At 70.2% G+C, this 21,117-nt stretch carries 19 protein-coding genes; 13 read left to right on the plus strand and 6 right to left on the minus strand.

From position 1 onward, the window contains the following. Nucleotides 1-35: 35 nt before the first annotated feature. Complete coding sequence (locus tag HD596_RS19620; RefSeq protein ID WP_185070807.1) at nucleotides 36-539, minus strand: MarR family winged helix-turn-helix transcriptional regulator; 504 nt, start codon at nucleotides 537-539, stop codon at nucleotides 36-38. Nucleotides 540-600: 61 nt separating this feature from the next. On the opposite strand from HD596_RS19620, the gene HD596_RS19625 reads away from it, so the two are divergent. Then, on the plus strand, nucleotides 601-1,881 hold the full coding sequence (locus HD596_RS19625) for an amidohydrolase family protein (protein WP_185070808.1): 1,281 nt from the start codon (nucleotides 601-603) through the stop codon (nucleotides 1,879-1,881). A gap of 44 nt (nucleotides 1,882-1,925) precedes the next feature. Further along, entirely contained in the window at nucleotides 1,926-2,888 is a 963-nt protein-coding gene (locus HD596_RS19630) for a YihY/virulence factor BrkB family protein (protein ID WP_185070809.1), read from the plus strand. Here HD596_RS19630 and HD596_RS19635 read toward each other — a convergent pair. Then, nucleotides 2,877-3,989: a D-alanyl-D-alanine carboxypeptidase family protein gene (locus HD596_RS19635; protein WP_185070810.1), complete on the minus strand. Its 1,113-nt coding sequence runs from the start codon at nucleotides 3,987-3,989 to the stop codon at nucleotides 2,877-2,879. The genes HD596_RS19630 and HD596_RS19635 overlap by 12 nt on opposite strands. Nucleotides 3,990-4,072: 83 nt before the next feature. Here HD596_RS19635 and HD596_RS19640 point away from each other — a divergent pair, with 83 nt between their 5' ends. Further along, a complete protein-coding gene (locus tag HD596_RS19640; protein ID WP_185070811.1) occupies nucleotides 4,073-4,306 on the plus strand; it encodes an SCO4848 family membrane protein in 234 nt (77 codons plus the stop codon). Here HD596_RS19640 and HD596_RS19645 read toward each other — a convergent pair. Continuing rightward, the gene (locus tag HD596_RS19645; RefSeq protein WP_185070812.1) at nucleotides 4,278-5,669 is read right to left on the minus strand and encodes a peptide ligase PGM1-related protein; all 1,392 of its coding nucleotides are present in this window, start codon (nucleotides 5,667-5,669) and stop codon (nucleotides 4,278-4,280) included. The two genes, HD596_RS19640 and HD596_RS19645, sit on opposite strands and share 29 nt — an antisense overlap. Nucleotides 5,670-6,162: 493 nt before the next feature. Between HD596_RS19645 and HD596_RS19650 the strand changes: the two genes are divergently transcribed. After that, nucleotides 6,163-7,389 carry a M20 family metallopeptidase gene (locus HD596_RS19650; RefSeq protein ID WP_185070813.1) on the plus strand — a complete coding sequence of 409 codons (1,227 nt, stop codon included), beginning with the start codon at nucleotides 6,163-6,165 and terminating at the stop codon, nucleotides 7,387-7,389. Between the two features lie 3 nt (nucleotides 7,390-7,392). Here HD596_RS19650 and HD596_RS19655 read toward each other — a convergent pair whose 3' ends face one another. Further along, entirely contained in the window at nucleotides 7,393-9,321 is a 1,929-nt protein-coding gene (locus HD596_RS19655; RefSeq protein WP_313044604.1) for a Xaa-Pro dipeptidyl-peptidase, read from the minus strand. Nucleotides 9,322-9,564: 243 nt separating this feature from the next. Between HD596_RS19655 and HD596_RS19660 the strand changes: the two genes are divergently transcribed. The 6 genes from HD596_RS19660 to HD596_RS19685 all read left to right on the plus strand — a co-directional run bounded on the left by HD596_RS19660 (nucleotide 9,565) and on the right by HD596_RS19685 (nucleotide 16,401). Further along, entirely contained in the window at nucleotides 9,565-10,635 is a 1,071-nt protein-coding gene (locus HD596_RS19660) for a BMP family lipoprotein (protein ID WP_185070815.1), read from the plus strand. Between the two features lie 84 nt (nucleotides 10,636-10,719). After that, the gene (locus tag HD596_RS19665) at nucleotides 10,720-12,306 is read left to right on the plus strand and encodes an ABC transporter ATP-binding protein (protein ID WP_185070816.1); all 1,587 of its coding nucleotides are present in this window, start codon (nucleotides 10,720-10,722) and stop codon (nucleotides 12,304-12,306) included. Next, entirely contained in the window at nucleotides 12,306-13,448 is a 1,143-nt protein-coding gene (locus HD596_RS19670; protein WP_185070817.1) for an ABC transporter permease, read from the plus strand. Before HD596_RS19665 ends, HD596_RS19670 begins: the two co-directional genes overlap by 1 nt. Beyond that, nucleotides 13,445-14,725, plus strand: coding sequence for an ABC transporter permease (locus HD596_RS19675; protein WP_185070818.1), 1,281 nt, complete (start codon nucleotides 13,445-13,447; stop codon nucleotides 14,723-14,725). The genes HD596_RS19670 and HD596_RS19675 overlap by 4 nt, the downstream gene beginning before the upstream one ends. Further along, nucleotides 14,722-15,120, plus strand: coding sequence for a cytidine deaminase (locus HD596_RS19680; RefSeq protein ID WP_185070819.1), 399 nt, complete (start codon nucleotides 14,722-14,724; stop codon nucleotides 15,118-15,120). The genes HD596_RS19675 and HD596_RS19680 overlap by 4 nt, the downstream gene beginning before the upstream one ends. Continuing rightward, entirely contained in the window at nucleotides 15,121-16,401 is a 1,281-nt protein-coding gene (locus HD596_RS19685; RefSeq protein WP_185070820.1) for a thymidine phosphorylase, read from the plus strand. It begins immediately after the preceding gene. A gap of 38 nt (nucleotides 16,402-16,439) precedes the next feature. Here HD596_RS19685 and HD596_RS19690 read toward each other — a convergent pair whose 3' ends face one another. After that, nucleotides 16,440-16,826, minus strand: coding sequence for a MarR family winged helix-turn-helix transcriptional regulator (locus tag HD596_RS19690; protein WP_185070821.1), 387 nt, complete (start codon nucleotides 16,824-16,826; stop codon nucleotides 16,440-16,442). An 87-nt stretch (nucleotides 16,827-16,913) separates the two neighbouring features. On the opposite strand from HD596_RS19690, the gene HD596_RS19695 reads away from it, so the two are divergent. Continuing rightward, complete coding sequence (locus HD596_RS19695) at nucleotides 16,914-18,320, plus strand: MFS transporter (RefSeq protein WP_246554617.1); 1,407 nt, start codon at nucleotides 16,914-16,916, stop codon at nucleotides 18,318-18,320. A gap of 48 nt (nucleotides 18,321-18,368) precedes the next feature. Here HD596_RS19695 and HD596_RS19700 read toward each other — a convergent pair whose 3' ends face one another. Further along, nucleotides 18,369-20,093, minus strand: coding sequence for a hypothetical protein (locus tag HD596_RS19700; protein WP_185070823.1), 1,725 nt, complete (start codon nucleotides 20,091-20,093; stop codon nucleotides 18,369-18,371). 89 nt (nucleotides 20,094-20,182) lie between these two features. Between HD596_RS19700 and HD596_RS19705 the strand changes: the two genes are divergently transcribed. Then, complete coding sequence (locus HD596_RS19705) at nucleotides 20,183-20,758, plus strand: AMIN-like domain-containing (lipo)protein (protein WP_185070824.1); 576 nt, start codon at nucleotides 20,183-20,185, stop codon at nucleotides 20,756-20,758. A gap of 4 nt (nucleotides 20,759-20,762) precedes the next feature. Continuing rightward, on the plus strand, nucleotides 20,763-21,113 hold the full coding sequence (locus HD596_RS19710) for a cupin domain-containing protein (RefSeq protein WP_185070825.1): 351 nt from the start codon (nucleotides 20,763-20,765) through the stop codon (nucleotides 21,111-21,113). Nucleotides 21,114-21,117: the final 4 nt, after the last annotated feature.

The raw sequence follows: 21,117 nt of genomic DNA on the forward strand, positions 1-21,117 counted from the left end.
AGCGGTAGGCGGCGACCGACGCGGGGGAGTGCCGGTCAGCGGTAGCGGCGGCGGCCGACGCGGGAGAGGACCTCGCGCAGCGCGTCGGCCGCCTCGCGCACGACCTCGTCCGGGATCCCGCCCGCCACCTCCTCGTGCGCCCGCCCCGAGGCCACCAGCGCGGCCTCCGCCATGCGCCGCCCCTCCTCCGTGAGCTGCACCCAGCGGCTGCGCGCGTCGCCCGCGTTGGCCTCGCGCTCGACGTATCCCGCCGCCGCCAGCCGCTGCAGCACGTTGCTGATCCCGCCCGACGTCAGGAACAGCGCCTTCGACAGCTCGCTCGGCTTCATCCGGTACGCCGGCGCCCGGCTCAGCGCGGCCAGCACGTCGAACTCGGCGTACGTCAGCCCCAGCTCGGCCAGCTCGGCCTTGATCACCTGATCGAACATCAGGTGGAGCCGCGCCGCCCGCTTGCTGAGCTCCAGGGCGGCGATGAGGGACGGCGACAGGCCCGCGTCCTTCCATCGGGGGACCAGCGCGTCGACCTCGTCGTGGTTCACGCCATCGAGGATACCTGTCGCAATATTGCTTTTAGAAAAGCTTCTCATTAAGCTTTCGGCTATGACATCTACGATCTTGATCAGGAACGGCGTCGTCGTGGACACCGAGCCCGACCCCGTCGTGCTGGGGCAGGTGGACGTGCGGATCGAGGACGGCCTCATCGCCGAAGTGGGCCCCGGCCTGCCGGACGTCCCCGGCGCGGAGGTGATCGACGCGACCGGGCGGATCGTGCTCCCCGGGTTCGTCGATACCCACCGCCACACCTGGCAGGCGGGCATCAGGGCCGTCGCGGCCGACATCACGTTCGACACGTACCTGCGGCGGGTCCTCGGCGAGCTCGCCCCCCGCCACCGCCCCCAGGACATCTACGCGGGCAACCTCGCGGGGGCGCTGGAGTGCCTGGACGCGGGCATCACCACGCTGCTCGACTGGTCACACGTCCAGTTCAGCCCGGACCACACCGACGCGGCCGTACGGGCGCTGGGCGAGTCGGGCATCCGGGCCGTGTTCGGCTACTGCTACGGCGGCGACTCCGGCGAGCTGACCAAGGAGACCCGGCGCGTCCACGACACGCTCTTCTGCGCGTCCGGGCTGGTCACGATGGTGGTCGCGGCGCTCGGCCCGGAGATCGTGGGGGAGGAGCGTGCGCTGGAGGAGTGGCGCGTGGCGGCCGAGCTCGGCCTTCCCGTCACCGCGCACCTGGGCGGCCACGGCCCCGAGAGCGCCGAGCGCGGGCTCGCGTTCCTCGAGGCGAACGGCCTGCTGTCCACCCCCACGACGTTCGTGCACGCGCTGCACTACACCGACGAGGCGCTGCGGCGCATCGCGGACGCCGGTGGCACCGCCTCGCTCGCCCCCGTGGACGAGATGAACCTGGGCCTCGGCTACCCCGCCACCGGCCGGCTGAGGGAGGCGGGGATCCCGACGGGCCTCGGCGCGGACACCGTGGTCTGCGCGCCCGGGGACCTGTTCAGCCTGATGCGTGCGGCCCATCTGCTCGAACGCGGCCGCCCCGACGGCGCCGGGATGGGCTTCACCACCCGCGACGCGCTGCGCATGGCCACCATCGAGGGTGCCCAGGTGCTGGGCCTCGCGGACGTCATCGGCTCGCTGCGGCCGGGCAAGCAGGCCGACGTCGTGCTGCTGCGCACGGACACGCTCGGCATGGCGGCGGCGCACGACCCGATCGGCGCCGTCGTGCTCAACGCCGACACCAGCGCCGTGGACACCGTGCTGGTCGGGGGCCGGGTGGTCAAGCGTGACGGGCGGCTGGTCCACCACGACGTGGCGGCGGTCCTCTCCACACTGATCGAATCGGCCGATATGGTGGCGAACCCCTGATCGTCGCCCCGGCGCCGGGGTAGTGGGTCCCCAGGAGGCGCGTGATGGCGAGCGTGATGAGGCGGATCGAGGCGGTCAAGGCCTGGGGCCGCGGCAAGGTGAGCCGCTGGCGGGAACGGCGTCCGGCCTTGGACCACCTGATCAGGGCGGTGCGGCGGTACCAGCACCAGTCCGGCGACACGCTGGCGAGCGCCGTCACCTACTACGCGTTCCTGTCGTTCTTCCCGCTCGTGGCGCTCTCGTACGCCGTGCTCGGGTTCGTGGTGGCGACCAGCGAGGCCACCCGGGACGCGCTGGAGAAGGCGATCATCGAGCGGCTGCCCGGCATCGCCACCCAGCTCAACCTCGACGCCATCGCCACGGCCAGGCAGACGGCCGGGGTCATCGGTCTGCTCGGCCTCCTCTACGCCGGGCTCGGCGCGCTGGACGCGCTGCGCGGGGCCCTGCGCGAGATGTCCATGACCACCGCGCCGCCGCTCAACTTTTTCGTCGGCAAGCTGCGCGACCTGGCCTCGATCATCCTGATCGGGATCACGATGATCGCGTCCGTGCTGATCGCCGGGTTCGCCACCACGGCCACGGACAAGGTGATGCAGTTCGTCTTCGGGAGCGAGTCGGCACTGTCCACCTGGGGGCTGCGGCTCGCGGGCGTGGTGGCGAGCGTGGGGGCCGACTGGCTGCTGTTCGTGATCCTGCTCGGCTGGGTGGACCGGCCGACCCGGCCGTTCCGGCTGATCGCCAGGGGGGCGCTGCTGGGCGCGATCGGGTTCGGGGTGCTCAAGCAGGCGGCGACCCTGCTGCTCGGGCAGACGCTGAGCAACCCGGTCTACGGGACGTTCGCCGTCATCGTCGGACTGCTCGTCTGGATCAACTTCTCGGCCAGGCTCGTGCTCTACGTCGCCGCCTGGACGGCCACCGCCGGCCGCTGCCCGCCGCCTTCCCCGACCCCGGTCCCGTCCTCGGACCCGGACGCCTGGGCCCTGCGCGAGGGCACGTCAGGAGCCTGAGCGGCGGCGCCGGCGGCGGATGCCGAACCCGAGCCAGATCAGCCCGAACAGCAGCCCCCCGCCGATCACCACGGACCCGATCGTCCTGGTGGAGTCGGTCTGCTTGGAGGCGGCCGTGTCCAGCAGCGGCGGCTGGGCGGCCGGCGTGACCTTGGAGGCCGGCGGAGCGGAGGAGCGCGGGACGGCCTGAACCTCCGAGAGCGGGTCCACGAGCCGGCCGACCGGCTGGACCTTGCCCCTGACCGAGAAGCCCCAGTCGAGCAGCTTGGCCACCTCGTCCCAGAAGTAGCCCTCGTGCCGCATGATGCTCACGACGATCGTGTGCCCGTCGCGGCTGGCCGCGCCGACGAAGCTGCCCAGGGCCTTCGAGGTCCAGCCGTTCTTGACGCCGATCATGCCCTTGTAGCGCCAGAGCAGCTTGTTGTGGTTGCTGATCTCGTAGTAGCCCTTGGGCGCCGGGAACTTGGAGGTCTTTGTACTGATATATCCGCGGAAAGCGGGATTGGCGAGGCCGGCGCGGGCGATCAGCGCCAGGTCGTACGCCGAGCTGCTCTGCCCCGGCTTGTCCAGCCCGCTGGGCGTCTTGGCCACGGTGTCGTACGCCTGCAGCCGCTTGGCCAGGGCGTTCATGTCGCTCATGGTCTTGGCGACGCCGCCGTTCGTCTCGGCCAGGGCCATGGCCGCGTCGTTCCCCGACGACATCATCAGCGCCCGGAACAGGTCGTCGATCTTGTACGTCGCCTTGACCGACAGGCCGACCGCCGTGCCCTCCTGGTTGCAGGCGTTCTCGCTGGGCCGGATCTTGCGGTCCTTGTCGAGCTTGGGAATGAGCGTGAGCGCGGTCAGCGTCTTGAGCGTGCTGGCCGGCAGGAAGCGCCCGTGCGGGTCCTTGGCCGCGAGCACCTCACCCGTGTCCGCGTCCGCGATGACGTACGACGTAGCCTGGGTCTTGGGCGGCTCCTTGACGCCCTCGGGCGTCACCAGGCCGCGGCTGCCCAGCGCCTCACCCCCGACCGGTGTCGTCGGAGCGGCATACGCGGTCCCGCCGGTGAGCGAGACCGAGGCGATGAGTGCCGTGACCGGCACGAGTTTCGTCCACATGGCGATCTCAGCGTAGCTTCGAGTGAATGCCCATGTGGCGACACATCCCCCGTTGATCCACCTTCGATACTAGAGAGGCACTCATGTCACGAAAGATCGCCGGATTCCTCATCATCCTCGGCGCATTCATGATCTTCGAGTGGGTGAACCTCGGGTTTAACTTGGCCGACGGGCATCCGACCAGCTTCTACGTGGTGCACGGAATCCTGATCGCGGTGAACATCATCCTCGCCATCGTGCTGGGGATCATCGGCTGGCGGGGGTTGCGCGGCAGTCGCGGCAAGGGGCTCACGGGCCGCACAGGAGACGCCGGGTGAGGGCGTGCAGTTCGTCCGCCTCCTCCCGGGAGTCGCCGATCGAGGTGAAGCCCAGCTTCCCGTGCTCGGGGACGGCGCCGAGCAGGTGGAAGACGTTGCCGGTACGCCGTTCCGCGTCGAACCCGATCCCGAGCCGATCGGCCATGCGCACGACCTCGCCGGGGCTGCGCCCGCGCAGGCAGGACGAGGAGCAATTGTCGGTCGCGGTGTAGAACTTCGGCTGATTTCCGGACATGAGGAGGCCGGTGGCCGGATCGTACGTGGCCCCGGTCGTCAGCACGGCGGCGCCGAACGGATGCGTGGTGCCGCCGATCCGCAGATTGATCTCGCACAGCAGCGCCGCGTACCCGGCGTCGGCCTTCAGCGCGAAGAAGTCCATGCCGAATATCCCCACCACGCCCCGATCGGCGAGGACCTGGGCGATGCGCTCGGCGGACGAGCCCACCTCGGCCCGGTACTCGGGCGCCGCGGGGAACGTGCAGCCCTGGTAGACGTGGCCGTTGGGCCCGCCGAGCACCTGGTCGTGCGTGGCCAGCACCCGCGCGGTGCCGCCCGGCGTGATGCAGGCCAGCGCGCTCGGGTAGTACAGCGGCCGGTGCTCGATGAACTCCTCGACCACCGCCCCCCGGTCCCTGATCTTCGCGGTGAAGTTGGCCCAGGTCTCCCCGGAGGCCGAGAAGCTGGTCAGCGACCGGTCGGCCTTGGTGACGATCGCGTTGCCGAGCCCGGAGTAGCTGTCGTTCAGCTTGACGATCACCCGCTCGCCCGGCAGGGCCTCGATCGCCTCCTCGATCTCCAGCACGTGCCGGACGTCGCCGAAGCCCCGCGGCATGGGCACGCCCGCCTCGTGGCCGACCTCGCGCGCCCCGCTCTTGGAGCCGTAATAGGCCAGGGCGGTGGCCGGTCCGTAGAGGGGGACGTTGAGTAACGAGGCGAGCTCCTCCTCGAGCTCGCTCAGGACGAACGGCACCAGCCAGGCGTCGCCCTCGACGGCCGCGCGCACTTGCTCCAGCGCGTCCGGGCGGGCGAGCAGGGCCTTGGTCAGCGGCTGGGACCAAGGGTCGTCGAGGCTGATCAGCGTGAGCCGTTTGGCCGCGTCGTCCGGATCCGGCAGGAACGCGAAGTAGTAGTCGATGATGTCGGGATCGATGGGCGCGGAGGAGAGATAGACCACCCTGACCCCGGGCTCGCGGAGCGTGAGCAGCAGGAACAGCAGCCGTTCCTCGTAGGATCTGGCCGCCGTGATCCGGCGGAGCTCATCCTGCGGAAGGGAGAGCGAGGGCACGACCACCAGGGTCCCCTCGCTCGGCTCGAAGATGCTTAACCCAGCATACTTCTCCCCGAACGGGATATTAGTGATCATATTGCGAGTGAAACACGCATTCTTCTCAAATGCAGCCCTCGCTGAAGTGTGATGACCATGACAGAAGGTGACAGGATTCGGAATCGCTGACCACGTTTGAACTGGGAGCATCGGGTCATGATCTACTGATCCGTTGTGACCATTTCCGGATCACCTGAACGTTCACTGGCCGTGACCACCTGGGGTTACGGACATGCGCACAGGAACTTTTGGAGTATCTGTCACCGCGAACTTGCGCGAGGGCGATAAAGTCGAAGCATCGCCATCGGGCTCACGGCCGACCGCTGTGCTCCCGGGCTGCAGCGGCGCTCGCGACTGACGAACGCAAGGCCCATGCTGACGATCTCGCGCACCCCGACCAGAGGGTGTGCTTTTTGGTTCGCCGAGTGTGCCGCTCCACCGGGAGGCCACGGCGGGATGACGAGCTTTCACAGCGGATGAGCCGCGGTGGTCAGACATATTGGTGCGCGCGGCATGGACGGGACGGTGACATATGCGGGGACGTGAGCTTCGGGGGGAACTCGACGCGTTCCTGGCGGAGACCGAGCAGGATCTCGTGGCGTTCCGCCGCGACCTCCACATGCACCCTGAGTTGGCCTTCGCGGAATATCGCACGACGCAGCGGATCGCCGAGCGGCTCACCGCCGCCGGGTTGACCCCCTCGGTGCTCCCGCGCGGCACCGGGCTGATCTGCGAGGTCGGCAGCGGCGACGGCCCGACCATCGCGCTCCGCGCCGACATCGACGCGCTGCCGCTGCAGGACGAGAAGGACGTGCCCTACCGCTCCACGGTGGCGGGCGTCTGCCACGCGTGCGGCCATGACGTGCACACCACGGTGCTGCTCGGCACCTCGCTCTTCCTCGCCCAGCAGGCCGCCGCCGGGCTGCTGCCCGGCCGGGTGCGCCTGATCTTCCAGCCCGCCGAGGAGCTGCCCGGCGGCGCGCTCGAGGTCATGGCCCAGGGCGGCATCAGCGGCGTCGACCGCATCTTCGGCCTCCACTGCGACCCGCGCGTGGACGTCGGCCAGGTCGGGCTCAAGGCCGGCCCCATCACCTCGGCCTGCGACAAGCTGGTCGTCAGGGTGTCGGGCCCCGGCGGGCACACCGCCCGCCCCCACCTGACCGCCGACCTGGTCTTCGCGCTGGCCAAGATCCTCACCGAGCTGCCCGCCGCGCTGTCGCGCCGGGTCGACCCGCGCTCCTCGCTCAGCCTGGTCTGGGGCAAGGTCGAGGCCGGCACGGCGGCCAACGCGATCCCCGACGACGGCGTGGCCGCCGGGACGGTCCGCTGCCTCGACGAGGCCGCCTGGCACGCCGCGCCCGACCTGATCAAGTCGCTGCTGGAGTCGGTGGCCGGCGCCTACGGCGTGGAGGCCGAGATGGACTACACGCGCGGCGTGCCGCCGGTCGTCAACGACGAGGTCAGCGTCGAGATGCTCGCCGAGGCCGCCGAGCGCGTGCTGGGCGCGGGCGCGGTGGTCCCGACCCAGCAGTCGCTCGGCGGCGAGGACTTCGCCTGGTACCTCGAGTCGATCCCCGGCGCGTTCGCCCGCCTGGGCACGCGCTCGCCCGACGGCGTGACGTACGACATCCACCAGGGCACCTTCGACGTCGACGAGAAGGCGATCGCGATGGGCGTGCGCGTCATGGCCGCCACGGCGCTGACCGCGCTGTGGGAGGTCGGCCCGCTCGACACGGTCACCACCACCGCGATGGCCTAGCTCCTACAGCAGCTTGCCGAGGACCACGGGCAGTCGCAGCGACGACTGCCCGGGCGAGACCGTGATCTTCGTGCCCGGCGGGTAGCGCAGGGTGTAGTCGAAGTCGGTCGAGATGATCACGAGGCCCAGCCGGTGGCCCTTCTTGAACAGGTAGTCCGTCGGCTGGAAGTCCCACGTGAAGGTGTACTCCTTGCCCGGGCGCAGGGCCTCGGTCCGGTCCGCGCGGTGCCGGTTGCGGACGTCCAGCCAGCCCCTGGTGACGATCTTGTACGGGGTGGTGGCGGTGCCGAGCGTCCTGAGCGTCGTGCAGCCCGTGTCACCCGGGACGCCCTCGCCGTAGCAGTAGGACTGGCCGGTCGAGACCAGGGAGCCGTTGGCGCGGACGTCCGTGCCGTAGTCCACCAGCAGGGCCGTCAGGTACGGCGAGGCGCCGTCCTCCAGCGAGGCCCGCACCGACACCGTCGGCGTGCCGGAGATCCGCACGTCAGCGGGCAGGTCGCCGGTCACGTACGCCAGCCGGTTCGGGTCGGAGCCCGTGGCCTCCACCAGCTGCTCGGCCGTCCTGGCCTTCTGGTCCACGAACGACTCCCTGGCCGAGCGCGGGCTGGGCAGCGGGCCCAGTTTCGAGCCCGAGCCCAGCCAGAGCGGCACCGTGGCCGCGCCCGGCAGCGGCCACGAGGCGTGCCGGTTCCACTGGCCGGGTGCGATCTCCACGTCGGCCTGCGGCTCGCGCATGATGCCCGAGTCGATCCCGTACAGCCAGTAGTCGAACCAGCCGTGCAGCTGGCGCAGCCACTCGACCGTGCGCAGGCTGAAGGGGTTCATGTGGGTGCCCTGGTGGAGCCAGATCTTGCGTGGCACGTGCCGCTTGGCCAGGGCGTACCACCACTGGGCGAACTGCTTGGTCTTGACGTTCCAGTCGTTGAGCCCGTGCACGAGGAAGACGCTGGCCTTGACCTTGCCGACGTCGTTCAGGTAGTTGCGGGCGTCCCACATGGGGCTGTAGTCGCCGGTGATCCGGTCCTGGGCCGTGGTGATCCCGTCGATCAGGGCTCCGCAGGCGGCCTGGCCGTCCTGCCTGGTCAGCACGTACTTGGCGAGCACGTCCAGGTCCTCGCCCTGGAAGCCGCCGGGCGCGAGCACGCCGCCGTTGGCGCGGTAGTAGTCGTACCAGCTGGAGATCGAGGCGATCGGCACGATGGTCTTCAGGCCCTCGACGCCGGTCGTGGCGACCGCGTTGGGCAGCGTGCCGTTGTACGAGACGCCGATCATGCCGACCTTGCCCGTCGACCAGGTGGCCTCGACCGGGTCGCCGCCGGCGTCGAAGCCCTTGGCGCGGCCGTTCAGCCAGTCGATCGCGGCCTTCGGGCCGGCCGTCTCGTTGCGGTCGCCGGAGGTGGGGCAGCCGGTGGCGCGGCCGCTGCCGAGGTTCTCCACCAGCGCGATGGCGTACCCGCGGGGCAGGAAGTAGTTGTCGTAGTAGCCGTCGAAGGGCTCGGCGGCCAGCTTGTTCCTGGCCGCGGTGAGGGCGGGCAGCGGGTTGCCGCCGGCGTCCACGTCCACGGGGTGGTTGGGGACGTCGTTGCCGCCGGCGTAGTACGGGCTGGCCTCCATGATGACCGGGACCTTCAGCCCCTGGTCGGTCTCCTTGGGGCGCAGGATGTCGACGGCGACCCGGTCGGGCTTGCCGTCGTTGTCGCTGTCGGTGCCCTCGACCTCGACGAACACCGTCTGCTTGACGGCGTCCGCGCGGGAGAAGACGGGCTGGGTGGCGTTGTTCTCGATCTTGATGGCCGGTGTGTCGGCCGTCGCGGGCGTGTTTCCACTCAGGGCCACGACGAGCAGTGTGGCCAGGGGCACTGTCAGGGCCTTCCAAGGATGCATACGGGGCTCCGAGATCAGGTTTCCACCGTCTGTCGGAATCTCCGTCATGATCCGCGCCGGCACAAGGGGTCAAATTTGGGGAAAACCTTCCGTGTATCGTGGATTGCTCCCGATTCGTCCCTCAGGTCACGGACGCGAGTGATGTCGATAACGGAGCGGTTGCGACCCTGTGTGCTGGTTTGGTTCGCCCTGGTCAAGCAACTATCTTCCGTGCAGGTGCCGTACGTGCTTCGCGCGTGCGATGAAGTATCGACAGCGGCGAAGACGACGGGGAAAGGGAAGGGAGTCGCCTTGCTCGGCAAGCGATTCAACAGGATGGCGATCGGCTCGGTAGCCGGGGTCATGCTCATGGCAGCGGCCGCCTGTGGCGGCAGCGGCGGGGGGACCACGGCCAGCGAGGCGTCGAGCGGCGCCGACCCGAGCAGTGCGGCGTCGAAGGGCGCACTCAAGGTCGGACTGGCGTTCGACGTCGGCGGTCGGGGTGACAAGTCCTTCAACGACGCGGCCTACGCCGGTCTGGAGAAGGCCAAGACGGATCTCGGCGCGGACATCAAGGAGCTGAGCCCGTCGGCCGACGGCTCCAACCGCGGCGACCTGCTGCGCCAGCTCGCCGACGCGGGTTACAACCCGATCATCGGCGTCGGCTTCGCGTACGGCGACGACATCAAGAAGACGGCGGCCGAGTACCCCGACATCCAGTTCGCGGTGGTCGACTCCGCCTCCAACGGGCCCAACGTGACCGGCCTGCTGTTCGCCGAGGAGCAGGGCTCCTACCTGGCGGGCGTCGCGGCGGCCACCAAGTCCAAGTCCAACCACGTGGGCTTCGTCGGCGGCGTCGAGAACGACCTGATCAAGAAGTTCGAGGCGGGCTTCGTGGCCGGCGTGAAGTCGGTCAAGTCAGACGCCAAGATCGACATCAAGTACCTCACCCCCGACGGTGACTTCTCCGGCTTCAAGGCCCCCGACAAGGGCAAGGTCGCGGCCGAGAAGATGTACCAGGACGGCGCCGACATCGTCTACCACGCCTCCGGCGACTCGGGCCTGGGCGTGTTCCAGGCGGCGGCCGCGGCCAAGAAGAAGGCCATCGGCGTCGACTCCGACCAGCGCCAGACGGTCAAGGAGACCGACCTGCAGAGCGTCATCATGACCTCGATGCTCAAGCGCGTCGACGTCGGCGTGTTCGAGTTCGTCAAGGCCTTCCAGGGCGGCGCCAAGGGCGGCTCCAACATCACGTACGACCTCAAGGTCGACGGCGTGGGCCTGTCCACCACCGGCGGCGAGATCGACGACATCAAGGACAAGCTCGACGCGGCCAAGAAGGACATCGTCGACGGCAAAATCACGGTTCCGTCGAAGCCGTAATCGGGGTAGGAGTGACAGCTGAGGGCCCGGAGTCCCCACTTCGGGCCTTCTGTCTATCCCCCGCCCCCCGCTAGGAGAGGCGAAATGAGTGCTGACACCCTGGCCACGGCGAAACCCGCTGTAGAGCTGGAGGGCATCACCAAGCGTTTCCCCGGTGTCGTCGCGAACCATGACATCCGCATCACCGTCGAACCAGGGACGGTGCACGCCATCGTCGGGGAGAACGGCGCGGGCAAGTCAACGCTGATGAAGATCCTGTACGGCATGCAGAAGCCGGACGAGGGCACCATCAGGATCAACGGCGCCGAGGTCAGCTTCCGTACGCCGAGCGACGCCATCGACGTCGGCATCGGCATGGTCCACCAGCACTTCATGCTGGCCGACAACCTCACCGTGCTGGAGAACATCGTCCTCGGGGCCGAGCCGAAGAAGGCCGGCATGCTCGACACGGCCTCCGCCCGGAAACGCATAACCGAGCTGGCCGAGAGCCACGGCCTGCGGGTCGACCCGGACAAGCTCGTGGAGGACCTCGGCGTCGGCGACCGCCAGCGCGTCGAGATCCTCAAGGTCCTCTACCGGGGCGCGCGCATCCTCATCCTCGACGAGCCGACGGCCGTGCTCGTGCCGCAGGAGGTCGAGGAGCTCTTCCAGAACCTGCGCGAGCTCAAGGCCGAGGGCCTGACCGTCATCTTCATCTCCCACAAGCTCGACGAGGTGCTCGGCATCGCCGACGCGATCACCGTGATCCGGCGCGGCACCACGGTCGCGAGCGTGGACCCCGGCGACGTCACGGCGCGCCAGCTCGCCGAGCTGATGGTCGGCAGCGAGCTGCCCACGCCCGAGACCCGCGAGTCCACGGTCACCGACGTCGTGACGCTGCGGGTCGCCCAGGTCACCATGGAGGCCGACGGCTACCACGCCGCCGCCGACCCGGCCAAGCTGCGCGAAGAAGGCAAGCGGCTGCTTCTCGACGACGTGTCGTTCGAGATCCACCGGGGCGAGATCCTCGGCATCGCCGGGGTCGAGGGCAACGGCCAGTCCGAGCTGATCGAGGCGATCATGGGCATCCGGCCCGCGCACGGCAGCATCGAGCTGGACGGCCAGGACATCAGCCAGTGGTCCACGCTCAGGCGCAGAGAGTCCGGCATCGGCTACATCCCGGAGGACCGGCACCGGCAGGGGCTGCTGCTGGAGGCCTCGCTGTGGGAGAACCGCGTGCTCGGCCACCAGACCAGGAAGCCGGCGCGCAGCGGCATCTGGATCAACCGGCGGGCCGCCAAGGCCGACACCGAGCGCATCGTCAAGGACTACGACGTACGCACGCCCAGCGTCGACACCCTGGCCCTGGCCCTGTCGGGCGGCAACCAGCAGAAGCTGATCGTGGGCCGCGAGATGAGCGGCGAGCCGAGGTTCCTCATCGCCGCTCACCCCACCAGAGGCGTGGACATCGGCGCGCAGGCCGCCATCTGGGACCACCTGCGCAACGCCAGGGCCGCCGGGCTGGCCGTGCTGCTCATCTCCGCCGACCTCGACGAGCTGATCGGCCTGTCCGACACGCTCCGGGTGATCTACCGCGGGCGGCTCGTGGCCACGCTCGACCCTTCCGACATCACGCCCGAGCGGCTGGGCGGCTACATGACCGGCGCCATCGCCGGCAACGAGGAGACGTGATGCCCGCCGGGCTCAACCGGGCGCTGCTCACCGTGGCGGGCGCCGCCGTCGCCATCATCCTCGCGATCGCGATCTCCAGCGTGGCGATCATCGCGGCGGGCGCCAGCCCGCTCGACGCGTTCGCCGCCTTCTTCGACTTCGGCCCTACCGCGCGGTCCGTCTCCAACGGCATCGCGACCTTCCTCAACCGGGCCGTCCCCCTGTTCATCGCCGGTCTCGCGGTCGCCGTCGGCTTCCGCATGAACCTCTTCAACATCGGCGTGGAGGGCCAGTACCGGCTCGCGGCCATCGTCGCCGCGTACGTGGGCTCGACCTTCGAGGCGCCGGCGCCGATCCAGATCGCGGTGATCATCGTGGTCGCCGCGGCCGTCGGCGGCCTCTACGCGCTGATCCCCGCGGTCATGAAGGTGACCAGGGGCGTGAACGAGGTCATCGCCACGATCATGCTGAACTACATCGCGATCAACCTGACCTCCTACCTCGTGCGCGGCCCCTTCGCGGGCCAGCGCGCCGCGGGCCAGCTCACCACGACCACGCCGCAGCTGCCCGAGTCGGCCATGTTCCCCAACCTGAACTTCCTGTTCGACGGGTTCGGCCTGCTCCCGCCCACGCGCGGCGGCGGCCTGTGGGGCTTCCTGCTCGTGGCGATCGTGCTCGGCGTGGTGATCTGGGTGGTGCTGGAGCGGACCAGGTTCGGCTTCAACGTCAAGGCCAGCGGCCTCAACGGCCCGGCCGCGCTCGCCTCCGGTGTGAACCCCAAGACGATGGTCATCGCGGCGATGGTGCTGTCCGGCGCGATCGCCGGGCTGATCGGCCTGCCCGAGATCCTCGGCGACAAGGGCGCGTTCAACTCCAACTTCACCGCCGGCCTGGGCTTCCTCGGCATCGCGGTGGCGCTGCTCGGCAGGAACAAGCCCGTCGGCATCGCGGTCGCCGCGCTGCTGTTCGCCTTCCTCGACCGGGCGCAGGGCGCGCTGCAGATCGCGAACGTCCCGCCGTCCGTCATCACGATCATCCAGGGCGTCATCGTCCTGCTGGTCGTCGTGGCCAACGAGGTGACGAACCGGCTCGCGCTCAGACTCGAGGAGCGCCGGGCCGCCCAGGAGCTCAGCAGCAAGACCCCGGTTGAGGTGGCAGCATGACCAGGCTAGGCAAGTACCACTTGGCGCTCGTCGCGGTCGCCGCGCTCATCCTGCTGATGTCCCTGGTACGCGTCGTGTCCGGCCAGAACGACATCACCTCGTCCGGCACGTTCTCCGCGGCCCTGCTGCTGGCGGTGCCGATCGGCCTGGCCGGCCTCGGCGGCCTGTGGGCCGAGCGGGCCGGCGTGGTCAACATCGGCCTCGAAGGCATGATGGTGCTCGGCACCTGGTTCGCCGGCTGGGCCGGATACCAGTGGGGCGCGGTGGCCGCGCTGCTGGCCGGACTGCTCGGCGGCGCGCTCGGCGGCCTCATCCACGCCGTCGCGACCGTGACGTTCGGCGTCGACCACATCATCAGCGGCGTCGCGATCAACCTGCTCGGCCCCGGCATCACCCGCTTCCTGTCCGAGGTGTTCTACAAGGAGGGCACCCACGCGGCGGAGGCGGGCGCGGGCATCACCAGCTCGCCGGCGCTCACCTCGCCCGCGCCGACGCCCAGCCTGCCGCTGCTCTCCGACGGGCCCGATCTCCTGGGCAAGCTGGAAGGGACCCACTGGTTCCTCCTCTCGGACCTCGCGGGCATCCTGCGCGGGCTCACGCACGAAGTGAACGTGCTGGTCATCCTGGCCGTCCTGCTGCTGCCCGTGACGTACTTCGTGCTCTGGCACACCGCGTTCGGGCTGCGCCTGCGCTCGGCGGGCGAGAACCCGTGGGCGGCCGAGTCGCTGGGCGTGAACGTCTACCGGATCAAGTACCTCGCGGTCGTGATCTCCGGCGCGTTCGCCGGGCTCGGCGGCGTGTTCCTGGTCTTCGTCTCCACCAAGTACGTCGAGGGCCAGACGCAAGGGCGCGGCTTCATCGGCCTGGCCGCCATGATCTTCGGTAACTGGCGCCCCGGCGGGCTCGCCATCGGCGCCTCGCTGTTCGGCTACGCCGACGGTCTCCAGCTGCGCAGCAAGGGGGCGATCACCTCGTTCCTCCTGTTCGGCGCCGTGCTGCTGCTCGTCTACCTGATCATCAGGGTCCGCCGGATGCTGTCGCCCGACCGGCCCGCCGAGCTCGCGGCCAGGAGCGCCAGGGAATATACGCTGATGGCGGTCGCCGCCGCGGGCATGGTCGTGCTCTTCTGGCTCTGGCTGACCGTCGACCAGCTGCCGAGTGAGATCGTCTTCATCACACCACACGTGCTCACGCTGCTCGTGCTCCTGGTGGCTTCGCAGCGGCTGCGGATGCCCAAGGCCGACGGCGTGCGCTACCGCCGAGGGGAACAACATTGAGCACCATCGACTGGGACGGGCTGCGTTTCGAGGCCGCGGAGGCCATGCGGAACGCGTACGCGCCGTACTCGAAGTTCCCCGTGGGGGCGGCGGCGCTGGTGGCCGACGGGCGGGTCGTCACGGGCTGCAACGTCGAGAACGCCTCCTACGGCGTGGGCCTGTGCGCCGAGTGCGGCCTGGTGTCGGCGCTGCAGGCGTCGGGCGGCGGCCGCCTGGTGGCCTTCACCTGCGTGGACGGGCACGGTGAGCTGCTGATGCCGTGCGGGCGCTGCCGCCAGCTGCTGTACGAGTTCGGCGGCGAGGACTTGCTGGTCGAGACCGTGGACGGGCCGAAGCGGATGGCGGAGATCCTGCCGTACGCGTTCGGCCCCCAGGACCTGAGCCGGAGCGCCTGAATGGACGCGATCGAGGTCATCCGCGCCAAGCGTGACGGTGGCGAGCTGACCACGGCCCAGATCGACTGGGTGATCGACTCCTACACGCGCGGCGGCGTGGCCGACGAGCAGATGTCCGCGCTGGCCATGGCCATCCTCCTGAACGGCATGAACCGCCGCGAGATCGCCGACTGGACCCAGGCCATGATCCGCTCGGGCGAGCGCATGGACTGGTCCGCGCTCGACCGGCCCACGGCCGACAAGCACTCGACCGGCGGCGTGGGCGACAAGATCACGCTGCCGCTGGCGCCCCTGGTGGCGGCGTGCGGGGCGTACGTACCGCAGCTCTCGGGCCGCGGGCTCGGGCACACCGGCGGCACGCTCGACAAGCTCGAGTCGATCCCCGGCTGGCGGGCCTCGCTCTCCAACGACGAGATGCTGCAGGTCCTGCGCTCGGCGGGCGCGGTCGTGTGCGCGGCCGGATCGGGCCTGGCGCCCGCCGACAAGAAGCTGTACGCGCTGCGCGACGTCACCGGCACCGTCGAGTCGATCCCGCTGATCGCCTCGTCGATCATGTCCAAGAAGATCGCCGAGGGCACCGGCTCGCTCGTCCTCGACGTGAAGGTGGGCTCGGGCGCGTTCATGAAGACCCCCGAGACGGCTCGGGAGCTGGCCGAGACCATGGTGGCCCTGGGGACGGACGCCGGGGTGCGCACCGTGGCCCTGCTGACCGCGATGGACCGGCCGCTGGGCCTGGCCGTGGGCAACGCGCTGGAGGTCGCGGAGTCGGTCGAGGTGCTCGCCGGCGGCGGGCCCGCCGACGTGGTGGAGCTGACGGTACGGCTGGCGCGCGAGATGCTGGAGGCGGCCGGGGTGTCGTCCGGCAAGGACCCCGCCAAGGCCCTCGCCGACGGGTCGGCCATGGACGCGTGGCGGCGGATGATCGTGGCGCAGGGCGGCGACCCGGACGCCCTGCTTCCCCGGGCGGCGGAGACGCTGACCGTGGAGGCGCCCGCGTCAGGGGTGGTGACCCGGCTGGACGCGTACGCCGTGGGCCTGGCCGCCTGGCGCCTGGGCGCCGGACGGGCGCGCAAGGAGGACCCGGTGTCGTTCGGGGCCGGGATCACCCTGCACGCCAAGCCCGGGGACCTGGTGCGGGCGGGACAGCCGCTGATGACGCTGCACGCGGACGAGACGGCTCGGTTCGAGCGCGCTCTGGAGGCGCTGCAGGGCGGCTACGCGGTCGGCTCGGCGGGCGAGGAACACCTGCCCCTGGTCATCGACCGCATCACCGCTCCCTGACCGGCCCCGCCCCCGGGGCACCTCACCGCGGCCGCGGGTCAGCGGGCCAGGGCCGGGGCGTCGGCGAAGATTTCCGAGAGGACGGCGCGCTGGGTGGGCAGGGCCTCGGCGTGCCGGGCTCGGCCCGCGTCCGTGATGCACACGAACACGCCGCGCCGGTCCGCGTCGCAGACCCCGCGCGAGACGAGCGCGGCCTTCTCCAGGCGGGCCACCACCCGGGACAGGGCGCTCTGGCTCAGGTGGACCTCGTCGCAGAGCTCCTGGATGCGCAGCTTCCGATCGTGATGGACGATCCGGTCGAGCACCTCGAACTCGCTGGGCCCCAACCCATGCCGATCCCCCAGCTCGCGCTCCAGGGCGCACATGGCCTTGGCGTGCTTGGCCAGGACGTAATGCCAGGTGTCGACCACGAACTCCTCGTCCATGTCGCGGAGGTTACCACTTCGCTAAAACTTATGCAACGGCATTAAATGCGTTTGCATTAGATGCATCCGCATGTATTGTTCTGTCCCATGTCCTCTTCCTCATCCCGTTGGGGCGCGCTCGCCGTGCTCTGCGCAGTGATCTTCCTTGACGCCCTTGACGTCTCGATGGTGGGTGTCGCCCTGCCTGCCATCCAGCACGACCTGGGCCTGAGTACCTCATCTCTGCAGTGGGTGGTCAGCGGCTACGTGCTCGGCTATGGCGGTCTTCTGTTGCTCGGGGGCAGGACCGCCGACCTGCTCGGGCGGCGCAGGGTGTTCCTGGTCGCTCTGGGTGTCTTCGCCGTGGCGTCGTTGCTCGGTGGCATTGTGGACGACGGCGGGTTGCTGATCGCGGCGCGGTTCGTCAAGGGTGTGGCCGCCGCGTTCACCGCCCCCGCGGCCTTGTCGATCATCACGACGACTTTTCCCGAGGGGCCCGAGCGCAACAGGGCGTTGAGCATCTTCACCGCCTGCGGCGCCAGCGGCTACTCGCTCGGCCTCGTGCTGTCCGGCCTGCTCACCGAGATCGGCTGGCGCTGGACGCTGCTGATGCCGGTCCCCGTGGCCATCATCGCCCTGCTGATCGCGCCGCGGGTGCTGCGCGGCCGTGACGAGCGGGCCGAAGGCGGTCACGACCTGATCGGCGCCGTGCTGATCACCGCGTCCATGCTGCTGCTGGTGTTCACGGTCGTGCAGGCGCCCGAGGCCGGCTGGGCCTCGCTGCAGACCATCGGCTCGCTGGTGGCGGTGGCCGTGCTGCTCGGCCTGTTCGTCTTCACCGAGCGGCGCATGCGGCACCCGCTGGTCCGCCTCGGCATCCTGCGCTCCGGCCACATCGTCCGCGCCAACCTGGGGCTGCTCATCCTCATGGGCTCGTACGTGGCCTTCCAGTTCGTGGCGATGCAGTACTTCCAGAACCTCCTCGGCTGGTCGGCCCTGGGCACCGCCCTGGCGTTCCTGCCCGCCGGCCTGCTGGTCGCCCTCACCTCGACCAAGATGGGCGACTTCGCCGACAGGTTCGGCACCGGCAAGCTGATCGTCATCGGCTCCGCCGCGCTGGCCGGCGGGTACGCGATGTTCCTCGGCATCGACCGCACCCCCAGCCTGGGCGGCATGGTGATCCCGGGCATGCTCCTGATGGGCATCGCGTTCGCGCTGTCGTTCCCCTCGCTGAACATCCAGGCCACCACCGGCGTGGACGACGACGAGCAGGGGCTGGCCTCCGGGCTGCTCAACACCTCCGGCCAGGTGGGCGGCGCGATCGTGCTGGCCGTGGTCACCGCCGTGCTCACCTCGGGCGGCGGCGAGACGCTCTCGATCGGCTCGCTGCGCTCGGCGATCGTGGTCTCGCTGGTGCTGGCCCTGGTCGGGCTGGCGATCTCGGCGACCGGGCTGCGCGCCCGCAAGGCCCAGGCCGTCGAGAGCGAGAGCGTCAAGGTCTACGAGACCGTCTGACCAGCGGCGTTGTCACCAAGGGCCCCGTTTCGGCGGGGCCCTTTCTCGTCATTTCAGCGCGCCGAGCGGGGAGTCGTAGCCGATCCACTCCTCGCCCCCGTAGTCGGCGCTCTTTCCCGACCGGACGTCGACCCTGGTCAGGTAGGCGTCCTCGTCGTCCTCGTCGGGCTGGCGTACGAGGACCTCGTCGGCGCTGAGCCAGCGCTCGACCGCGATCACCCCGTAGTCGTCGAGCGCCGTGCGGGAGCCGAAGACGCGGCCGGTGCGGGCGTTCATGGTGACGAGCCGCTCGTCGGCCGACACCAGGGCCAGCGTGCGGCCGTCCGGGGATAGCGCGGCGCCGTACTCGAGGAGGCCGGGATCGACGCGGTAGCCGCCCGCGCGGCCCCTGGCGCCCTGGAGCGTGAGGGTCGCGACCGAGGCGTGGCCCGGCACGTCGTTCACGTCCACCTCGTCGCTGACCACCCGCGTGCCGTCGTTTCCCACGGCCAGGATCTTGATCTTGGTTCCTCTGACGTGCCGGGTCGCGCCGGTCTCGAAGTCGAGCATCGCGCCGTCGGCGGCGCCGAAGTCGAGGGCGAAGTAGCGGCCGTTGGGCGAGGAGGTGATGTGCGGGGGCGTTTCCTCGTGCTCGATGTCGATCTTCTTGACGACGCCGGTCGGCAGGTCATGGACGACGTACGAGCCGTCGCGGTGCCGGTAGGCCAGGCGGTGGCCGTCCTGGCTGATGGCGAGGGGCAGGGCGATGAGCGTCTCCTCGTCGTAGCCGGCCCGCGCGGCGGGCAGCCGCCACTCCTTGCCCGACAGGGTCGTCAGCCGCCACTGGCCGCAGGGTCGCGGGTCGCTGGAGTTGGAGGAGGCGCCCTCGCAGTAGTCCGTGTACGCGTACCGGATGGGGTCGCCCAGCTTGTCCGGCATCGCCATGGGGACCTCGTCAGAGGGCGTGAGGGCGGTGCCGCTGTCACCGGTCGCCTTCTCCAGGTTGCCTGCCAGGTTGCTCACCGCGATCACGACCAGGGCCGCGAACGCGCCGACGGCCCCTGCCGACACGGTCGCCCACAGGGTGACGCGGGTCCTGCGCCGCCTGCCGATGCGGGTCAGGACCGGCTCGGAGAGGTTGAGGTGCGGCATGCCGAGCGCGATCCGGACCAGGACGGCGCGCAGGCCGGGGTCGTCGGTGTCCGGCCCCTGGGCCGGGACTGTCCACGGGGTGGGCTCCGGCTCTTGAGCGGTGCCCGGCGGAACCTCCGGGGCAACCCACGGCGCCTGGTCCACCGCCTCCTGCGTGCCACCCTCCGGCTCCGAGGGGGCGTCGCCCTCCGGCTCCGGGGACGGGACGTCGCCTGGCTCCGGCGTTTCGTCGCGCGTGAAGAGCTCGGGGTGCGCGGCCCGGAGGAGGGTGAGGGCCTGGTGCGTCTCCTCCTCCAGGGCGGCGGTCCACAGGCCCGTCACCATGGCCACCTGCTCCGGCGGCAGCGCGTCGTGGTAGCGCGCCACGAGCACGGCTCGCGCCGTGGGCGGCAGCGTGGCCAGCGCGTGCTCCTCGGGCGCGGGCGGCGGCGCGGCGGCCAGGAACTGCGCGTACAGCTCCCGCAGCGCCGCCACGGCCGGCTGGCCCCAGCGGATGGTGGACCAGCGGCGGCACGCCGTGACCAGCGCCTCGACCGCCAGCTCGCGGGCCCGGTCCGCGTCACCCGTCAGCAGGTACGCGGTCCGCGCGAACGACGGCGAGTAGTTGGCCAGAAAGATCGATAAATCGCCAGACTGTTTCACGTATATAACTCCTCGTGGGGTGATCAGGGTACTCGTCAGGGCGGCAAGCCCGATCGCATGCGCGACCGCAGGCCGGGCATCTTGGAGGTATGCGCCCGTCATCCCCGCGAGCGGGCTCCCGGGCTCTCGCCTCGCTCGCCTGCCTGGCCCTGCTCACCGCCTGCGGCCAGGCCGTCCAGACCGCCCTGCCGGAGCAGCCCGCCGCCACCCGCACGGACCGGCCGGAGCCCGGCACGCCGACGAGCACGGCCGAGGTGGACGTCCAGCGCGACGGGATCGAGCCCGCCGTCGTCACGGGTGTCCGGTTCGCCGGTCACGACACGTACGACCGCCTGGTCATCGACCTCAAGGGCAAGGTGCCCGGCTACAGCGTCGAGTGGGTGGACGAGTTCGTCGAGGACGGCTCCGGCAAGCCCATGGACGTGAGCGGCGGCGCGTACCTGCAAATCACGCTCTTCCCGGCGAACGCCCACGACGCGAAGGGCAAGCCCACCTGGAAGGGCGGCCCCGTGTTCACCACCGGCCTGCTCAACGTCACCGACGTCGTCAGGACCGGCGACTTCGAGGGCCGCGTCGGCATCGGCCTGGTGCTGGCCAGGAAAGCCGCGTTCCAGGTCAAGGAGCAGGGCGGTCCCAGCCGCCTGATCATCGACGTGGCACACTGACGTGGTGGTGAGAAAGATCGAGGGCCCGGCCCGCATACCCGTACCCGGCGGCAAGCTCATCGACGAGCACATCGGCCGCGTCAGCAGCGGCGACGACGGGATCTCCATAGCGCACATGACCGCCCCGCCCGGCTGGGAGGAGCCGCCTCAGCGGCCGCAGTTCACCGAGTACACGGTGGTGCTGCGCGGCATGGTGATGGTGGAGCATGCCGAGGGCACGACGGAGGTCGCGGCCGGGCAGTCGGTGGTGACCTCGCCGGGGGAGAAGGTCCGTTACAGCGCGGGTCCCGAGGGAGCCGAGTACATCGCGGTGTGCCTGCCGGCCTTCTCGGCGGAGAGCGCAGGGCGTGACTGAGCCG

It is taken from the genome of Nonomuraea jabiensis (assembly GCF_014204795.1).
Lineage (GTDB): Bacteria > Actinomycetota > Actinomycetes > Streptosporangiales > Streptosporangiaceae > Nonomuraea > Nonomuraea jabiensis.

Coding starts and splice junctions, on each gene's coding strand:
- HD596_RS19625 (WP_185070808.1), top strand. CDS start 601: ATGACATCTACGATCTTGATCAGGAACGGCGTCGTCGTGGACACCGAG.
- HD596_RS19630 (WP_185070809.1), top strand. CDS start 1,926: ATGGCGAGCGTGATGAGGCGGATCGAGGCGGTCAAGGCCTGGGGCCGC.
- HD596_RS19635 (WP_185070810.1), bottom strand. CDS start 3,989: ATGTGGACGAAACTCGTGCCGGTCACGGCACTCATCGCCTCGGTCTCG.
- HD596_RS19640 (WP_185070811.1), top strand. CDS start 4,073: ATGTCACGAAAGATCGCCGGATTCCTCATCATCCTCGGCGCATTCATG.
- HD596_RS19645 (WP_185070812.1), bottom strand. CDS start 5,669: ATGATCACTAATATCCCGTTCGGGGAGAAGTATGCTGGGTTAAGCATC.
- HD596_RS19650 (WP_185070813.1), top strand. CDS start 6,163: ATGCGGGGACGTGAGCTTCGGGGGGAACTCGACGCGTTCCTGGCGGAG.
- HD596_RS19655 (WP_313044604.1), bottom strand. CDS start 9,321: ATGACGGAGATTCCGACAGACGGTGGAAACCTGATCTCGGAGCCCCGT.
- HD596_RS19665 (WP_185070816.1), top strand. CDS start 10,720: ATGAGTGCTGACACCCTGGCCACGGCGAAACCCGCTGTAGAGCTGGAG.
- HD596_RS19670 (WP_185070817.1), top strand. CDS start 12,306: ATGCCCGCCGGGCTCAACCGGGCGCTGCTCACCGTGGCGGGCGCCGCC.
- HD596_RS19675 (WP_185070818.1), top strand. CDS start 13,445: ATGACCAGGCTAGGCAAGTACCACTTGGCGCTCGTCGCGGTCGCCGCG.
- HD596_RS19685 (WP_185070820.1), top strand. CDS start 15,121: ATGGACGCGATCGAGGTCATCCGCGCCAAGCGTGACGGTGGCGAGCTG.
- HD596_RS19690 (WP_185070821.1), bottom strand. CDS start 16,826: ATGGACGAGGAGTTCGTGGTCGACACCTGGCATTACGTCCTGGCCAAG.
- HD596_RS19695 (WP_246554617.1), top strand. CDS start 16,914: ATGTCCTCTTCCTCATCCCGTTGGGGCGCGCTCGCCGTGCTCTGCGCA.
- HD596_RS19705 (WP_185070824.1), top strand. CDS start 20,183: ATGCGCCCGTCATCCCCGCGAGCGGGCTCCCGGGCTCTCGCCTCGCTC.